General features: G+C 66.3%; 15 protein-coding genes. 5 read left to right on the top strand and 10 right to left on the bottom strand.

Features of this window, described 5'->3' with window-relative positions; genetic code table 11:
- Positions 1-3 precede the first annotated feature (3 nt).
- From ACW17V_RS09375 to ACW17V_RS09345, 7 genes are read right to left on the bottom strand one after another with little or no spacing between them, the layout of a single operon-like run.
- The gene (locus ACW17V_RS09375) at positions 4-1,230 is read right to left on the bottom strand and encodes an aminotransferase class V-fold PLP-dependent enzyme (protein ID WP_492108550.1); all 1,227 of its coding nucleotides are present in this window, start codon (positions 1,228-1,230) and stop codon (positions 4-6) included.
- Positions 1,230-2,267: a Fe-S cluster assembly protein SufD gene (gene sufD, locus ACW17V_RS09370; protein ID WP_492108549.1), complete on the bottom strand. Its 1,038-nt coding sequence runs from the start codon at positions 2,265-2,267 to the stop codon at positions 1,230-1,232. Before sufD ends, ACW17V_RS09375 begins: the two co-directional genes overlap by 1 nt.
- The gene (gene sufC, locus ACW17V_RS09365) at positions 2,264-3,013 is read right to left on the bottom strand and encodes a Fe-S cluster assembly ATPase SufC (protein WP_492108548.1); all 750 of its coding nucleotides are present in this window, start codon (positions 3,011-3,013) and stop codon (positions 2,264-2,266) included. Before sufC ends, sufD begins: the two co-directional genes overlap by 4 nt.
- Positions 3,006-3,308 (bottom strand): hypothetical protein, encoded by a 303-nt coding sequence (locus ACW17V_RS09360; RefSeq protein ID WP_421737776.1) that lies wholly within the window; start codon positions 3,306-3,308, stop codon positions 3,006-3,008. The genes sufC and ACW17V_RS09360 overlap by 8 nt, the downstream gene beginning before the upstream one ends.
- Entirely contained in the window at positions 3,305-4,774 is a 1,470-nt protein-coding gene (sufB, locus tag ACW17V_RS09355; protein WP_492108547.1) for a Fe-S cluster assembly protein SufB, read from the bottom strand. Before sufB ends, ACW17V_RS09360 begins: the two co-directional genes overlap by 4 nt.
- Positions 4,774-5,913 (bottom strand): cysteine desulfurase family protein, encoded by a 1,140-nt coding sequence (locus tag ACW17V_RS09350; RefSeq protein WP_492108546.1) that lies wholly within the window; start codon positions 5,911-5,913, stop codon positions 4,774-4,776. Before ACW17V_RS09350 ends, sufB begins: the two co-directional genes overlap by 1 nt.
- Entirely contained in the window at positions 5,910-6,374 is a 465-nt protein-coding gene (locus ACW17V_RS09345; protein ID WP_492108545.1) for an Rrf2 family transcriptional regulator, read from the bottom strand. The genes ACW17V_RS09350 and ACW17V_RS09345 overlap by 4 nt, the downstream gene beginning before the upstream one ends.
- A gap of 183 nt (positions 6,375-6,557) precedes the next feature.
- Here ACW17V_RS09345 and ACW17V_RS09340 point away from each other — a divergent pair, with 183 nt between their 5' ends.
- Complete coding sequence (locus tag ACW17V_RS09340) at positions 6,558-7,208, top strand: alpha/beta hydrolase (RefSeq protein WP_035046771.1); 651 nt, start codon at positions 6,558-6,560, stop codon at positions 7,206-7,208.
- A 37-nt stretch (positions 7,209-7,245) separates the two neighbouring features.
- Here ACW17V_RS09340 and ACW17V_RS09335 read toward each other — a convergent pair whose 3' ends face one another.
- Entirely contained in the window at positions 7,246-8,349 is a 1,104-nt protein-coding gene (locus ACW17V_RS09335) for an anhydro-N-acetylmuramic acid kinase (protein WP_492108544.1), read from the bottom strand.
- Positions 8,350-8,528: 179 nt separating this feature from the next.
- Here ACW17V_RS09335 and tyrS point away from each other — a divergent pair, with 179 nt between their 5' ends.
- The 4 genes from tyrS (at position 8,529) to ACW17V_RS09315 (ending at position 12,254) form a co-directional block, all read left to right on the top strand.
- Positions 8,529-9,872: a tyrosine--tRNA ligase gene (gene tyrS / locus ACW17V_RS09330; protein WP_492108543.1), complete on the top strand. Its 1,344-nt coding sequence runs from the start codon at positions 8,529-8,531 to the stop codon at positions 9,870-9,872.
- An 82-nt stretch (positions 9,873-9,954) separates the two neighbouring features.
- The gene (locus ACW17V_RS09325) at positions 9,955-10,416 is read left to right on the top strand and encodes a peroxiredoxin (RefSeq protein ID WP_492108542.1); all 462 of its coding nucleotides are present in this window, start codon (positions 9,955-9,957) and stop codon (positions 10,414-10,416) included.
- Positions 10,417-10,642: 226 nt separating this feature from the next.
- The gene (locus tag ACW17V_RS09320; RefSeq protein ID WP_492108541.1) at positions 10,643-11,794 is read left to right on the top strand and encodes a M23 family metallopeptidase; all 1,152 of its coding nucleotides are present in this window, start codon (positions 10,643-10,645) and stop codon (positions 11,792-11,794) included.
- Positions 11,775-12,254 carry a bactofilin family protein gene (locus ACW17V_RS09315; protein ID WP_492108540.1) on the top strand — a complete coding sequence of 160 codons (480 nt, stop codon included), beginning with the start codon at positions 11,775-11,777 and terminating at the stop codon, positions 12,252-12,254. The genes ACW17V_RS09320 and ACW17V_RS09315 overlap by 20 nt, the downstream gene beginning before the upstream one ends.
- A 68-nt stretch (positions 12,255-12,322) precedes the next feature.
- Here ACW17V_RS09315 and prfB read toward each other — a convergent pair.
- Together prfB and ACW17V_RS09305 are read right to left on the bottom strand one after the other, a co-directional pair.
- A protein-coding gene (gene prfB, locus ACW17V_RS09310) for a peptide chain release factor 2 (RefSeq protein ID WP_492108539.1) occupies positions 12,323-13,436 on the bottom strand; the annotation gives its coding sequence in 2 pieces (ribosomal slippage) (positions 12,323-13,366 and positions 13,368-13,436; 1,113 coding nt in all).
- A gap of 75 nt (positions 13,437-13,511) precedes the next feature.
- Positions 13,512-15,893: a penicillin-binding protein 1A gene (locus ACW17V_RS09305; protein ID WP_492108538.1), complete on the bottom strand. Its 2,382-nt coding sequence runs from the start codon at positions 15,891-15,893 to the stop codon at positions 13,512-13,514.
- Positions 15,894-15,920 lie beyond the last annotated feature (27 nt).

Raw genomic sequence — 15,920 nt, 5'->3', positions numbered from 1 at the left:
GGCTCAACTGAAGAAACTGCGGGCCTTGGCCAGAGCGTCCACGAACGCATCGGCCTCGGCCTGGGTGTTATATAGGGCGAAGGAAGCGCGCGCGCTCGAGGTGACGCCAAAGCGTCGCATCAGGGGCTCGGCGCAATGGGTTCCGGCCCGCACGGCCACGCCGTAACGATCCAGAACCTGGGCGATATCGTGGGCGTGGGCGCCTTCAACCGTGAAGGTCAGCACCGCGCCCTTTCCGGGCGCCGTGCCGAGGATCCGCAGGCCGTTGACGCCCTGAAGGCGCTCGGCGACCCGATCATAAAGCGCGTGCTCGTGAGCGAAGATGGCGTCGCGATCCAGGCCGTTCAGCCACTCGACCGCCGCGCCCAGACCCACGGCCTCGAGGATGGCCGGCGTGCCCGCCTCGAACCGATGCGGCGGGTCGGCATAGGTAATGACATCCATCGACACCGAGCCGATCATCTCGCCACCGCCCTGGTAGGGCGGCAGGGCGGCCAGGCGCTCGGCCTTGCCATAGAGCACGCCGATGCCGGTGGGTCCGTACAGCTTGTGGCCGGAGAAGACGTAGTAGTCGACGCCTAGCGCCTTCACGTCGACCCTGGAGTGCACCACGCCCTGGCAGCCGTCGATCAGCACCTGGGCGCCGGCCGCGTGGGCCAGACGTACGATCTCGGGCACGTCATTGACCGTGCCCAGCACGTTGGACATCTGGGTCAGGGCGACCATTCTCGTGCGCTCGGACAGCAGGCCCTTATAGGCCTCCATGTCGAGCTGACCGTCGTCCAGCACCGGCACGAACTTCAGGACCACGCCCTTGCGCTCGCGCAGGAAGTGCCACGGCACGATGTTGGCGTGGTGCTCCATCTCGGAGATGACGATCTCGTCGCCGGCGTTCAGCGACAGGCCAAACGAGGCCGCGACCAGGTTCACCGCCTCGGTGGCGCTCTTGGTCCAGACAATTTCCGTCGGTTCGGCGTTGATGAATCGCGCTACGCTTTCGCGGGCCTTTTCATAGGCTTCCGTCGTTTCATTCGCCAACGTGTGCAGGCCGCGATGGACGTTGGCGTAAGACGTGCGAGCCAGGCTCATCATCGCGTCCAACACCGCGTCGGGCTTCTGGGCGCTGGCGGCGCTGTCCAGATAGATCAAGGGCTTGCCGTGAACAGTTCGCCCAAGGATCGGGAACTGGGCGCGGATCGCCTCGACATCGAAGGGGGCGTCAAATGCCATCAGACGATGCTCCGTCCCAGGCGCTGGGCGACCCAGGCGCGGGCGATCTCGCGGGCCCCGTCGTGCTCGATGCGCTCGACCACCTCGCCGACAAAGGCCTCGGTCAGCATGGCGCGGGCTTCCATTTCGGGGATGCCGCGCTGACGGGCGTAGAAGATCGCCTGCTCGTCCAGGGCGCCGATCGTGTTGCCGTGGGCGCAGGACACGTCGTCGGCGAAGATCAGCAGCTCGGGCTTGGCGTCGACCTCGGCCCTGTCCGACATGATCAGGGCGTGATGGCCCATGCGGGCGTCGGTCTGGTCGGCGCCCGGCTGGACGATGATCCGGCCCTGGAACACGCCGCGCGCCTGGTCGGCGACCATGCCCTTGGTCAGTTGCGAGGTGGTCCCGTCGACGCCGCCGTGGGTGACCTGGGTGGTCAGGTCGGCATGGCGCTGGTCATCCAGCAGATAGATACCGTCGAGCCGAAGGTCGGCATGGGCGCCGGGATGGGCGACGCGAGTCTCAAGACGCTGGCGACGGGCGCCGGAGGTCAGGATGGTTTGCGAATACCGTGCGCCGAGTGCCAGCGCGACGTCGGCCGTGCTCACCGTCACCGCATCGGCCAGGTCATCGACGAGGACGATCCGCTCCAGACGAGCGCCTTCGCCAACCGACAGGTCGAGACCGATATTGGCGAGATAGCCGCCTGCTCCCTGACCTTCGTAGCTTTCCAGCAAAGTCAGCGTCTGGCCGGGCGCAACCGTCACCGCAAACTCGGCGTCATGCGCCGTGGCGTCGGCGTGGGACACGAACCGCAAAGCCAATACCCCGGCCTCGGGCGCCGGGTCACCTTCGCGCACCCATCCATTGACGATCAGGACTGTAGCGTCGGCCAGCGCGTCGAACGGACCCGCGCCGACGTCGCCGAGAAACGCCGGTGACTCAGCCGGGATTGTCCGGATCAGCCCGCGCAGATCCGTCCAGCGCCAGTCCTCATCGCGTCGCGACGGCAGGCGGCTGGCGTCTCCGGTCTTCAGGGCGAGAGCCAGGCTCATGCCGCAGCGCTCGCATACTTGTCGTAGCCTTCGGCTTCCAGCTGCAGGGCCAGCTCCGGACCGCCCGAGGCGACGATGCGGCCGGCGGCCAGCACGTGGACGCGGTCGGGTTTGATATAGTCCAGAAGGCGCTGATAGTGGGTGATCACCAGCATGCCGCGCTCGGGGCCGCGCAGGGCGTTGACGCCTTCGGAGACGATCTTCAGGGCGTCGATGTCCAGGCCGCTGTCGGTCTCATCCAGGATCAGGAACTTCGGCGAAAGCATCGCCATTTGAAAGATTTCCATCCGCTTCTTCTCGCCGCCCGAGAAGCCGACGTTCAGGCCGCGCTTGAGCATCTCGAAGTCGATCTTCAAAGACGCCGCCTTCTCCTTGGCCAGCTTGAGAAAAGCCGGCGCGGCGATCTCGTCCTCGCCCCGCGCGCGGCGCTGGGCGTTGAGGGCGGTGCGAATGAAGGTCAGGGCCGGAACACCCGGGATTTCAAGCGGATACTGGAAGGACAGGAACAAACCCTTGGCGGCCCGCTCATTGGCGTCCAGAGCCAGCAGGTCCTCGCCATTGAGGCTGGCCGAGCCGTCCGTGACCTCATAGCCGCTACGGCCTGTCAGCACGTAGGACAGGGTCGACTTGCCCGCCCCGTTCGGCCCCATGATGGCGTGCACCTCGCCGGCCGGGACGTCCAGCGTGACGCCCTTCAGGATGGCCTTGTCTTCGACGCGGGCGTGGAGGTTCTGGATATTAAGCATTGAAAGCCGTGATCTTTTCGAGCGTCTGGATAGCGAACGAGGTCGGCTTGCCGGTCAGGGCCGGCGCCTCCCATTCATGTTCGGGGCTGTAGGCGGCGAGTTTCAGCAGTTCGGTCAGCAAGGCGCGCTCGGCGTCGGCGTCCGCGTTACCCTTCGCCAGCAGCTTGGCGCAGCGGTCGATCAGTGGGGCCTCATCGCCATACGGATTGATCCACGTGCCGTGCGCCGCCTGATAGGCCAGCTGACGGGCGTATTTGTATTCCTTGTCGTTCAGCCCGAAGCGGACAGGGATCATCCCACGCTCCCCTCAAGACTGATCGCCACCAGCTTCTGGGCCTCGACGGCGAATTCCATCGGCAGCTGCTGCAGCACGTCCTTGACGAAGCCGTTGACCAGCAGGGCCACGGCCTCTTCCTGGCTCAGACCGCGCTGCTGGCAATAGAACAGCTGGTCGTCCGACAGGCGGGTGGTGGTGGCCTCGTGCTCGAACACCGACTGGCCGTTGCGGGCCTCGATATAGGGGATGGTGTGGGCCGCGCAGGTCTTGCCGATCAGCAGGCTGTCGCACTGGGTGAAGTTGCGGGCGCCCTTGGCCTTGGGGTGGGCGCTGACCAGGCCGCGATAGGTGCTGGTCGACTTGCCGGCGCTGATGCCCTTGGCGACGATGCGCGACTTCGTATTGGCGCCCAGATGGATCATCTTGGTGCCGGTGTCGGCCTGCTGGTGACCGTTGGTCACGGCAATCGAGTAGAACTCGCCCGAGCTTCCCTCGCCGCGCAGCACGCAGGACGGATATTTCCAGGTCACGGCCGAGCCGGTCTCGACCTGCGTCCACGAGACCTTGGAGCGATCGCCCCGGCAGTCGGCGCGCTTGGTGACGAAGTTGAAGATGCCGCCCTTGCCGGTTTCCGGATCGCCCGGATACCAGTTCTGGACGGTGGAATATTTGATCTCGGCGTCGTCCAACAGCACCAGCTCGACCACGGCGGCGTGCAGCTGGTTCTCGTCGCGCATCGGGGCTGTGCAGCCCTCGAGGTACGAACAATAGGCGCCCTTATCGGCGATGATCAGGGTGCGCTCGAACTGGCCGCTGTCCTTGGCGTTGATCCGGAAATAGGTCGACAGCTCCATCGGGCAACGCACGCCCGGCGGGATGTAGACGAAGCTGCCGTCGCTGAAGACCGCGCTGTTGAGGCAGGCGAAATAGTTGTCCGAGGTCGGCACCACCGAGCCCAGATACTGCTTCACCAGATCGCCGTGCTCGCGGATCGCTTCGCTCATCGAGCAGAAGATCACGCCGACGGCGGCCAGCTCCTTCTTGAACGTCGTGACGACGCTGACGCTGTCGAACACGGCGTCGACGGCATAGCGCGGCGCGCCTTCAACGCCGGCCAGAACTTCCTGCTCTTTCAGCGGGATGCCCAGCTTTGCGTAGACGGCCAGGATGTCGGGATCCACCTCGTCCAGGCTCTTAGGCCCCTCCTTGGTCTTGGGGGCGGCGTAGTAGTAGGAGTCCTGGTAGTCGATCTTCGGATAGCTTACTTTTGCCCAATCGGGCTCTTCCAGCTCGAGCCAGCGGCGATAGGCGTCCAGGCGCCAGTCCAGCATCCACTGCGGCTCGTCCTTCTTGGCCGAGATGAAGCGCACGATGTCCTCGGAGAGGCCCTTGGGGGCGAACTCCTGGTCGATATCGGTGGTGAAGCCGTGCTCGTATTTCTCAAGCGATGCTACGGTTTCGACGGTTTCTTTAACTGCGGCCATCAAGCCACCTCCCGGCGCCGTGCGCCGATACGCTTCCAGGCGGCGAGCCAGGCGTCGCCGCATTTGATCCAGTCGTCTTGCGTGCTCGCCCAGCCGCCGCTGACCCGCAGGGCGTAGGGGGCGAGATCGGACCGGCCCATGGCTTCCACCACGCGGCTGGCCTTGACCTTGCCCGACGAGCAGGCGCTGCCGGCGCTGACCATCACGCCCGCCAGATCCAGGTTCATCACCTGAATCTCGGAGCCGAAGCCTTCGCCTGCGAAACATAGGGTCTGCGGCAGGCGATCAGCGCCCTCGCCCAGCACGACCGCGCCCTCCGCCTTGACGCGCTCAGCCAAGGCATCGCGCCAGTGGGCCTGTTCGGACATCGCCGCTAGGTCGCGCGAGGCCGCATCGGCCGCCGCGCCGAAGGCGGCGATGCCCGCGACATTCTCGGTGCCGGCCCGGCGGCCGCGCTCCTGCCCGCCGCCATGCTGGCGACGGTGCAGGGTGGCGCGCGTGCCGGCGACCAGGGCGCCGACGCCCTGCGGCCCGCCCAGCTTGTGCGCCGACAGCGCCATCGTGTCGGCGCCGAGTGCGGAAAAATCGATGGCGATCTTGCCGGCCGCCTGCACCGCGTCGACATGCAACCAGCCGTCGGCGGCGCGCACCAGGGCCGAAGCCTCGGCGACGGGCTGGATGACGCCGGTCTCGTTATTGGCCAGCATCAGGCAGACCAGCGCGCGGCCGGGGGCTTTCAGGTCGGCCTCCAGCCAAGGCAGGTGCGCCACGCCATTGGCGTCGACCGGCCAGGTCTCGACCGGCAGGCCGCTGGCCTTGGCCGTCTCGATAACCGCGTCGTGCTCGGTAGCGCCGACGACAATGCGCGTAAAGCCGGCGGCCTTGGCGCTGTCGATGGCCAGGGCGTTGGCCTCGGTGCCACCACTGACGAAGGTGACCGAGCCGGACGGCACGCCGACCAGGGCGGCCACCTGGGCGCGGGCCGTCTCGACGACATCGCGGGCGGCGCGGCCGGCGGCATGGACCGACGAGGGATTGGCCGGCGCCTCCAGGGCGCGCAGCAACGCCTCGCGCGCTTCCGGACGGATGGGCGCGGTGGCGTTGTAGTCGAGATAAACGGAAGCGCGGGACATGCTCACTCCGCCGCGATCTCCAGGGCCTTGGAATCGGGACGCAGGCGGCCCTCCAGCACATCGGCGATCGAGACCGAGGCGAGATAGCCGTGAATCTGGCGACCCATCTCCTCCCAGAGGTCGTGGGTCATGCAGCGCTCGCCGCCGGCCATGCAGCCCTTGGGGCCGCCCTTGGTCATGCCGCAGCGGGTGGCGCGCAGGGGCTCGTCGACAGCCAGAACGATCTCGGAAATCAGGGTCGTCTCGGCGGCCAGCGCCAGGCGATAGCCGCCGCCGGGACCGCGAGCGCTTTTGACCAGGCCCTTGCGACGCAGGCGCGCGAAAAGCTGTTCGAGATAGGAAAGAGAAATCTGTTGGCGGGCGGCGATCTCGGCCAGGGCGACGGCGCGGCCCTCCCCCTCGTCCTGACGCTTGGCCAGGTCGGTCATGGCCATTACGGCGTATCGTCCCTTGGTGCTCAGGCGCATGCGCCTTACTCCTTGCAGATTCCGCGCGCATCGGCTTTTGCGTGTGCTACAAGCCGCGACCTCGCGCCGGACCCTCGGGTCCGCGTCGCTGGTTGCGATTTAGGAAGACCAAGCGCAGCGGTCAAGTATTCCATCGGTCGAAAGACCCGGAATCGTCCGCCGCTTCGAACCGATGAGGACGATATGCCTGATGTGATTTTGACCGGCGCGTCCGGACGGATCGAAGGTCGCTACTCGCCCGGCAAGACCGAGACGGCGCCGATCGCACTGATCCTGCACCCCCACCCCAAGGCGGGCGGGCACATGAACCACCCGGTTTCGGTGCAGCTGTATCACCTGTTCATGAAGCGCGGCTTCGCGACGCTGCGCTTCAATTTCCGCGGCGTGGGCCGCAGCCAGGGCGAATTTGACGCCGGAATCGGCGAACTGGCCGACGCCGCCACCGCGCTGGACTGGCTGCAGACGTCCAACCCGGCCGCCAGCCAGACCTGGGTCGCCGGTTTCGATTTCGGCGCCTATATCGGCATGCAGCTTCTGATGCGTCGTCCCGAGACGGATGGCTTCATCAGCGTTTCGCCGCCGACCAACATGTACGATTTCAGCTTCCTGGCGCCCTGCCCGGCCTCGGGCCTGTTCCTGACCGGCTCGGCCGACAGCATCACCCCGCCGGTGGAAGTGGAGCGCGTCGTCTCCAAGCTGCGCACCCAGAAGGGCATCGTCATCGACTACGAAGTCATCGACAAGGCCAGCCACTTCTGGACCGAGCATCTGCCGTTCGTGGAAAAGAGCGTCGGGGACTATCTGGACAAGCGGATCGAGATGAACCCGATCTGATCCATCAAAGGCCTCCCTTCGGGGAGGCCTTTTTCGTTTACGGCCTCACGATCCGTCCGCCCGTCATCGGCTGGGTGACGCCCGTCGTCCCCGGAAAGCTGATCGGAAGCCCCATCGCCGTCCGCGCGGCGAGATAGGCGAAGGCCTCGGCCTCGATGGCGTCTCCGCGCCAGCCGAACGCCTCGGCGGTCTTGACCGGCACCGGAGCCCGTTCGGCCAGGACCCGCATGATCTCGGGATTGTGCCGGCCGCCGCCGCAGATGATCAAGGCGCTGGGCCGCGCGCCCTTGTCGAACGCCTTGACCACGGCTTCGGCCGTGAACGCCACCAGGGTGGCGGCGGCGTCCTCGGCGGAAAGATGCGCTACGGCGTCGAGGGTGAAGTCGTAGCGGTCCAGCGACTTGGGAGCCGGCGCGTCGAAATAGGCGCCTGACAGCAGGCTGCCCAACGCCGCCTCGTCGGCCCTGCCCGCCGCGGCCAGCCGGCCGTTTTCATCGAAGCGTCCAAGCCCTCGGGCCTGAAGCATCAGGTCGATCATGCCGTTGCCTGGCCCCGTATCGAACGCCAGCAGGGTTCCGTCGGCGTCGATCAGGGTGATGTTGGCGACCCCGCCGACGTTCAGCGCCGCCACCGGCGCGGCCAGACCCGAGGCCCGGGCGCGGGCGGCGTGATAGATCGGGGCCAAAGGCGCGCCCTCGCCGCCAGCCGCGACGTCGGCGGTGCGGAAGTCGAAGGCGACTGGTCGGCCTGAGGCCTTGGCCAGCCGCTCGGCGTCCAGCAGTTGCACGGTCCGGCCGATCCGGCCGGGCTGCGGACGCTCGTGCAGAACGGTCTGACCGTGCACGCCCAGGAGGTCGAAGTCGCCCCAAGCCAGGCCATGCTCAGCAATAAAGCTTTCCGCCGCGTACATGTGCTCATCGGCGACGGCGCGGCGGGCGTCTTCGAAGATCGACGGCTCTGGTTCGCCTCGCACCCAGGCCCGAGCCTGGTCGGTGGCGGCCAGCAACAGGTCGCGGGTCGGCTCGCGCAGCTTTCGCTCGCCCGCTGGGCCAAAGGCCTGGATGTCTTCGCCGTCGGTCTCCAGCACCGCCATGTCGACAGCGTCGAGCGAGGTGCCGGTCATGAATCCCAGGATGCGCATCGTCGTTGACTGCCATGCTCGCGGACCTGTAGCTAGACCCCATGATCGCCGCCCGCCTCCCCGTCCGCGTCTATTACCGCCCGCTGAAATAGCGGGAGGCCGGCCTGACACGTCGCCACCCTGCCGGGGTCGCGTCTCACAAGATCATGGCGCTCCGGCCTTATCCGGAGACTGACCTTATGAAACCCTCGCCACATACAGCCCCGCCCGTGCTAGACGGCCCACCGTCTCCGCAAGAGTCGTCCCATCCAGAGAGTCGATCCATGTCCGCGCCCGCCTCGTTCAAGTCGGAATTCCTGCAGACCCTGCAGGCGCGCGGCTACATCCACCAGATCACCCACCCGGACGAACTGGACGCGGCGACCGCCGGCGGGATCGTCACGGCCTACATCGGCTTCGACGCCACGGCGCCCAGCCTGCACGTCGGCTCGCTGATCCAGATCATGATGCTGCGCCGCCTGCAGCAGGCCGGCCACAAGCCGATCGTCCTGATGGGCGGCGGCACCACCAAGGTCGGTGATCCCACTGGCAAGGACGAGAGCCGCAAGCTGCTGTCGGACGCCGACATCGCGGCCAACATCGCCGGCATCAAGTCGGTGTTCGCCAAGTTCCTGACCTTCGGCGACGGTCCGACCGACGCCGTCATGGTCGACAACGACGCGTGGCTCAGCAAATTTGGCTACGTGCAGTTCCTGCGCGACTATGGCGTGCACTTCACGGTCAACCGGATGCTGGCCTTTGACTCGGTCAAGCTGCGCCTCGAGCGCGAGCAGCCGATGACCTTCCTCGAATTCAACTACATGCTGATGCAGGCGGTCGACTTCCTGGAGCTGAACCGCAAGTTCGGCTGCGTGCTGCAGATGGGCGGCTCGGACCAGTGGGGCAATATCCTCAACGGCGTGGAGCTGACCCGGCGCGTGGATCAGAAGGCCGCCTACGGCCTGACGACGCCGCTGCTGGCGACCGCCTCGGGCGCCAAGATGGGCAAGACCATGTCGGGCGCCGTGTGGCTCAATGCCGAGCAGCTGAGCCCGTATGACTACTGGCAGTTCTGGCGCAACACCGAGGACGCCGACGTCGGCCGCTTCCTGAAGCTGTTCACCGACCTGCCCCTGGACGAAATCGCCCGCCTGGAAGCCTTGCCGGGCGCCCAGATCAACGACGCCAAGAAGGTTCTGGCTGACGAGGCCACCCGCATGGCGCACGGCGAAGACGCCGCGCGTTCGGCGCGCGACGCCGCCGAGAAGGCCTTCGAGCAGGGTGTGACCTCGGCTGACTTGCCGACCTTCGAAGTGCCCGCTGCGGATCTGAAAGCCGGGATCGTGCTAGCCAATCTGTTCGCCGACGCCGGTCTGGCCGCTTCGCGCGGCGAAGCCCGTCGCCTGGCCCAGGGCGGCGGCGTGAAGGTCAACGACCAGGCCGAGCCCGACGCCAACCGCGTGATCACCGAAGCCGACCTGATCGACGGGGTGGTCAAGCTGGCGGCCGGCAAGAAGAAGATCGTTCTGGTCAAACCCATCTGACCGGTGGCATCCCGGACGCCTCAGAGAGGCAGTCCGGGCCCGCTGGAAATATCGACGTAGAACTGAGTTACGGAGAAAGACGATGCTTCAAGCCGGTGACAAGGCCCCCGCGTTCGACCTGCCCACCGACACCGGTCGGGTCAGTCTTGCGAGCCTGAAGGGCAAGAAGATCGTCCTCTACTTCTATCCCAAGGACGACACTTCGGGATGCACCTCCGAGGCGCTGCAGTTCTCGTCCGAGGTCGAGGAATTCGCCAAGGTGGGTGCGGTGATCATCGGCGTTTCCAAGGACAGCGCCGCCTCGCACGCCAAGTTCCGCCTCAAGCACGACCTCACCGTCGAACTGGCCGCTGATACGACCGGCGAAATCGTCGAGACCTATGGGGCCTGGGTCGAAAAGAGCATGTACGGCCGCAAATACATGGGCATCGATCGTTCGACCTTCCTGATCGACGCCGACGGGGTGATCCGCGAAGTCTGGCGCAAGGTGAAGGTGCCCGGCCACATCAAGGCGGTGCTCACGGCGGCCAGGGCCCTGAAGTAAGGGGACGGAACAAGTCGCATCCGCGGTGTTGTATTTGCGCCGCGCGCCTCATCCAAGTGGCGGCTACCCGACCCACGGCCTTGCCGATCGCGTTCAGGTGACGTTAACGCTTGAGGCCGCATGCTCAATTTTCCGACTCACGCTCCCTTGGAGCGCGAAGAGCCTTGCGCGGCTGCGGAATATCGTTGCATATCCCCGTGTTCTAAAAACGGGGGTTTCGTGAGCGATGGCCATCAAACGCTTCAAGCGACTGCGGCAATCCCTCGAAGGTCTTTTCCCTGAAAGACATCTCTATATCCGCTCCGGCGGGGAGATGCGGGGCTACGTTTTTTCCACCAACAAGCAACTTCTGGCCGCGACGGTTGTCGGGTGCGCCGCCCTGTGGATGGGTGTCTGCACGGCCGCTATGATGGTCAATGCGCTGGCTGTCAGCTCGACCGACCAGCAGGTTATCAAGCAGCGCGCCTATTACGAGCGCCTCAACGCTGACCGTCAGGCGCGCCTGAACAGCGCCGTCGCCCAGCTCTCGGCCACCAACGGTTCGCTCGACGAACTGGCCGCCTCGGTTGAAAAGCGCCACTCTGCCCTGGCCATGCTGGTCAGTGACTTCAAGGGCGTGCCCGGCGCCGCCCAGGCCCTGCAGACCTCCAAGCCCCGCCTGCTGGCCGCAACGCCGGTCCAGCGCATCCAGGCCACCCGGATGGATCAGGAGCGCCTGATCGACGCCGCCGAGACCTTCGCCAAGAGCCGCGCTGAACGCCTTCGCCTGGCCATGCGCATGGCCGGCCTCGACGCCGGCAACTATACCGGTCGGGGCGTCTCGCTCGGTGGTCCGCTGATCGAAGCCCGGGATCCGCGCGCCCTCGCCGCCGTGCTCGACGTCGATGAAGAATTCGCCACCCGCATTCACCGCGCCGCCACCGACATGTCGGACATGCGCTCGCTGAACGCCGCCGCCCAGAAGCTTCCCTTCTTCCGCCCGACCAGCAATCCGGCGATGAGCAGCAGCTACGGCGTCCGCTTCGACCCCTTCACGCGCCGGCCGGCCTTCCATTCGGGCCTGGACTTCCCGGGCGCGTTCTACACCCCGATCATGTCGACCGCGCCGGGGGTGGTCTCGTTCACCGGCGTGCGATCGGGCTACGGCAACACCATCGAGATCGACCATGGCGGCGGCTTCAAGACGCGCTATGCTCACCTTCAAGCGATTTCAGTGCGCGTCGGCGAACGAGTCGCGATTGGTCAGCGCGTTGGGGCCATGGGCTCGACGGGTCGGTCCACCGGCCCGCACCTGCACTATGAAGTCTGGGCCAATGGCAGGGCGCAGAACCCAAATCGCTTTTTGAAGGCTGGTGAGTATGTTCAGCAAGCAAACTAAGACCCCGGCGCGCGGCCCGAGCAAGATCGAGCCCCTGCCCATGCCCGTCGCCTCCGTAGACTCAACGCGCAAGGTCGCGCCCAAGGTCGCTTCGCTGATCTCGGCTGATATCACCATCGAAGGCGGCGTCACCGGCGACGGGGAACTGCAGATCGACGGCGTGGTCCGAGGCGATGTCCGCGTTGGCCGCCTGACCGTCGGCGAAACCGGCCATGTCGAAGGCTCGGTCTATGCCGAGGCCGTCGAGGTTCGCGGCCGGGTGGTGGGCGCGATCACCTCCAAGCAGGTCCGCCTTTACGGCACCTCCTATATCGACGGTGATATCACCCACGAGCAGTTGGCGATGGAAACCGGCGCCTTCTTCCAGGGCCGCAGCCTGAAGTTCCAGCGCCCTGCGCCTCAGCCGGCCCCGACGCCGGTGCTTGCAGCGACGGCCGAGGCGCAGGCCAAGCCGGCCTGAGCCTGCCATAGAGATCAAAGAAAAACGCCCCGGATCACTCCGGGGCGTTTTGCATTCCGGCTGCGCTGCTAGGCGTCGCGCGTGGCGCCGACGCGTTGGGCCAGCGAGGCGCCCATGAACTCGTCCAGATCGCCGTCCAGCACGCCCTGGGTGTCGGAGGTCTCGACGTTGGTCCGCAGGTCCTTGACCATCTGGTAGGGCTGCAGGACGTAGCTGCGGATCTGGTGACCCCAGCCGATATCGGTCTTCTGGTCTTCCAGCGCCTGCTGGGCGGCTTCCCGCTTCTGCAGTTCGGCCTCGTAGAGGCGCGCGCGCAGCATCTTCCAGGCTTCTTCGCGGTTCTGGTGCTGCGAGCGACCGGCCTGGCAGGCCACGGCGATGCCGGTCGGAATGTGCGTCAGACGCACCGCCGAGTCGGTCTTGTTGATGTGCTGGCCGCCGGCGCCGCTGGCGCGATAGGTGTCGGTGCGCACGTCTGACGGATTGATCTCGATCTCGATGGTGTCATCGACCACCGGATAGACCCAGGCCGAGGCGAACGATGTATGGCGCTTGGCGGCGGCGTCATAGGGGCTGATGCGCACCAGACGGTGAACGCCGGCCTCGGTCTTCAACCAGCCATAGGCGTTCTGGCCCTTGATCAGCAGGGTCGCGGACTTGATGCCGACCTGATCGCCGGAGGTTTCTTCAACCAGCTCGACCGTCATCTTGTGGGCGTTGGCCCAGCGGGAATACATCCGCAGCAACATGCCGGCCCAGTCACAGGACTCGGTGCCGCCGGCCCCGGAATTGATTTCCACATAGCAGTCGTTGCCGTCAGCCTCGCCCGAAAGCAGGGCTTCCAGCTCGGCGCGACCCGCGCGGTCCTTGAGGTCCTTCAGCTGGGCGCGGGCGTCCTCCAGAAGGGCGTCGTCGCCCTCCATGTCGGCCAGCTCGGCATATTCCAGCGCGTCCTTCAGGCCCTGCTCAAGCACCTGCACGGCCTCGACGCGCGCTGACAGGCTGGCGCGCTCGCGCGAGACGGCCTGGGCTTCGGCGGGTTTGTCCCAAAGGGTCGGGTCCTCGACCCGGGCATTCAGCTCATCGAGCTTTCGAAGTGCGGCATCCCAGTCAAAGACGCCTCCTGAGCAGTCCCACGGACTGCTCGATGTCGGCCGCAGAGGCCTCAACATCCGGTCGCATCACGTTACTCCGTGACAAAAAGAAAGGGCGCGGGAGATAGCCCGCGTCGGAGATCGGCGCAACGCCGATGATGGATCAGTACAGACCGCTGAGCGGGTCAGGAGCCTTTGGCGGTGGCCTTGCGGCGTCGGCGGCGTTGTTGGCGCCGGTGGGCACGCCATTGGGCCAGGCGTCCGAATAGGGTTGCGGTCCTGCCGCTGCGGCCGGCGTCTCGGTCTTGGGCTCGGTCCCCGGTCGGAAGGCTTCCCGTATCCCGCGCACCATGGCGAACTTGGCGGTCTTGGGTGGCTTGAAGTCAACCACGGGCTGGCCCTTCAGCGCTTCGCGCATGAAGTCCATGAACACCGGCACAGGACCGGCGGCCCCGGTCTCGCCTTCGCCCAGCGAGCGGTTGTCGTCAAAGCCGATGAAGACCCCGACGACCAGGTTAGGCGAATAGCCGACGAACCAGGCGCTGCGGTACTCGTTGGTGGTTCCCGTCTTGCCCGCCAGGGGACGCCCCAGAGAACTGACCGCCGCCGCCGTGCCGCGCTGAACCACGCCCTGCAGCATCGAGGTGATCTGATAGGCCGTGACCGGATCCATGACCTGCTCGCCCGGCGCGTCGAAGCGCGGGCTCTCGTCGCCGTTGAAGCCGGCCGTGCAGCGGACGCAGTCACGCTTGTCGGCGCGGAAGATCACCTTGCCTTCGCGGTCCTGCACCAACTCGATCAGGTGCGGCTCCACGCGGCGACCGCCATTGACGAACGGCGCATAGGCCGAGGTCAGCTTGAAGGGCGTGGTTTCTCCCGCGCCCAGCGCCATGGCCAGCACCGGCTGCATGTCGCGCACCACGCCGGTGCGCTTGGATAACTCGATGATCTTTTTCATGCCGACGCTTTGCGCCAGGCGCACGGTCATGGCGTTGATCGACTGCTCCAGGCCCTTGCGCAGGGGCTGAGCCCCGTAGAACTCCTTGTGATAGTTCTCCGGGCTCCAGTCCTCGCCGTTCGCCCCCTTGAAGGTGATGGCGCTGTCGACCACGACGCTGGCCGGCGTGTAGCCATTTTCAAGAGCGGCGGCATAGACGAACGGCTTGAAGGCCGAGCCCGGCTGACGCATCGCCTGGGTGGCGCGATTGAAGTTGGAGAGCGAGAAGCTGTAACCGCCGACCAAGGCGACCACGCGGCCGCTATAGGGCTCGATGGCCACCAGGGCGCCGTTGACGGCGGGCACCTGGCGCAGGCGGTAGCTTGACGCCCCCTCAACCTTCTCGACGAAAACCAGGTCGCCGGGCTTCAGACCCTTGCCCGCACGGGCCCAAGTCATGTCTTCGCCGACGATGGCGCCTTCGCCCTCATTCTTGACCAGTCGTACCCGGCCATCGCCTGAAACGACCACGGCGGCCCGCCAGCCCTGGCGTTCGGCCGGCGGGCTCTTGGCGCGGGCGGCCTTTTCCCAGTCGGCGTCACTGGCCTCGACATGTCCCCAGGCGCCACGCCAACCGTGGCGACGGTCGTACTTTTCGAGACCATCCATCAACGCGACGCGGGCGGCGGTCTGCATCCGCGGATCCAGCGTCGTGCGCATGTAATAGCCGCCCTCGCTGAGGCGCGGGCCGAGGGTGGCGACGCCGCGCTGGCGCACTTCCTCTACGAAATAGTCGGCGTCACGATAGGCCGCGCGCTTGGGCGCGGCCTGGACGACCAGATCCTCGGCCATGGCCTTCTGCGCGTCGGCCTGGGACACCCAACCCAGTTCGGCCATCTGGCCCAGGATCCAGTCACGCCGGGCCTTGGCCTTGGCCTTGTTGCGGATCGGATGATAGTTGTCAGGGCCCTTGGGCAGCGCCGCCAGATAGGCGCATTCGGCCAGGGTCAGTTCGGGCAGGGACTTGCCGAAATAGTTGTACGAGGCCGCGCCGACGCCGAACGAGCGGTAGCCCAGCCAGATTTCATTCAGGTACAGCTCAAGGATCTGCTGCTTGTCGAGCGACTGCTCGAGGCGATGCGCGAGGATGGCTTCCTTGAACTTGCGACCGACCGTGGCGTCGCTGGTCAGCAGGACATTCTTGGCGACCTGCTGGGTGATCGTCGATCCGCCCTCAAGGCGCTTGCCGCGCGCGGCATTGCCTACATTCTTGAGCATGGCGCGCGAGAAGCCGCCCACGTCGACACCGCTGTGGCGGAAGAAGTTGCGATCCTCGGCGGCCATGAAGGCCTGGGCCAGTTGGGGCGGGATCTGGTCATAGGGAACGAAGATCCGGCGTTCCTTGGAGTACTCGCCGATCAGAGTGCCGTCCCACGCATAGACGCGCGTCGCCGTCGGCGGACGATAGTCCTGCAGCTCGCCGGCGTCGGGCATGTCGTGAAACAGCCACGCCGCGTAGATCGCGATCGCGAAGCCCGCCACGGCGATCGCGGAAAGCACCGCTACGCCGGCGATGGCCATCCATCGTTCGGTGGGTTTCAGATCCACGGGGCCTCCGTCGGACGACGCACACTC

It is taken from the genome of Caulobacter sp. FV2ye17ST, assembly GCF_058680955.1.
This window is presented reverse-complemented; position numbering and strand designations above follow the sequence as displayed.

Bases quoted from the DNA above. Each gene is read 5' to 3' on its own strand.
- tyrS (WP_492108543.1), top strand. From the start codon at position 8,529: ATGAAACCCTCGCCACATACAGCCCCGCCCGTGCTAGACGGCCCACCG.
- ACW17V_RS09345 (WP_492108545.1), bottom strand. From the start codon at position 6,374: ATGCGCCTGAGCACCAAGGGACGATACGCCGTAATGGCCATGACCGAC.
- sufC (WP_492108548.1), bottom strand. From the start codon at position 3,013: ATGCTTAATATCCAGAACCTCCACGCCCGCGTCGAAGACAAGGCCATC.
- ACW17V_RS09325 (WP_492108542.1), top strand. From the start codon at position 9,955: ATGCTTCAAGCCGGTGACAAGGCCCCCGCGTTCGACCTGCCCACCGAC.
- ACW17V_RS09340 (WP_035046771.1), top strand. From the start codon at position 6,558: ATGCCTGATGTGATTTTGACCGGCGCGTCCGGACGGATCGAAGGTCGC.
- ACW17V_RS09315 (WP_492108540.1), top strand. From the start codon at position 11,775: ATGTTCAGCAAGCAAACTAAGACCCCGGCGCGCGGCCCGAGCAAGATC.
- ACW17V_RS09360 (WP_421737776.1), bottom strand. From the start codon at position 3,308: ATGATCCCTGTCCGCTTCGGGCTGAACGACAAGGAATACAAATACGCC.
- ACW17V_RS09375 (WP_492108550.1), bottom strand. From the start codon at position 1,230: ATGGCATTTGACGCCCCCTTCGATGTCGAGGCGATCCGCGCCCAGTTC.
- sufD (WP_492108549.1), bottom strand. From the start codon at position 2,267: ATGAGCCTGGCTCTCGCCCTGAAGACCGGAGACGCCAGCCGCCTGCCG.
- ACW17V_RS09320 (WP_492108541.1), top strand. From the start codon at position 10,643: ATGGCCATCAAACGCTTCAAGCGACTGCGGCAATCCCTCGAAGGTCTT.
- sufB (WP_492108547.1), bottom strand. From the start codon at position 4,774: ATGGCCGCAGTTAAAGAAACCGTCGAAACCGTAGCATCGCTTGAGAAA.
- ACW17V_RS09335 (WP_492108544.1), bottom strand. From the start codon at position 8,349: ATGCGCATCCTGGGATTCATGACCGGCACCTCGCTCGACGCTGTCGAC.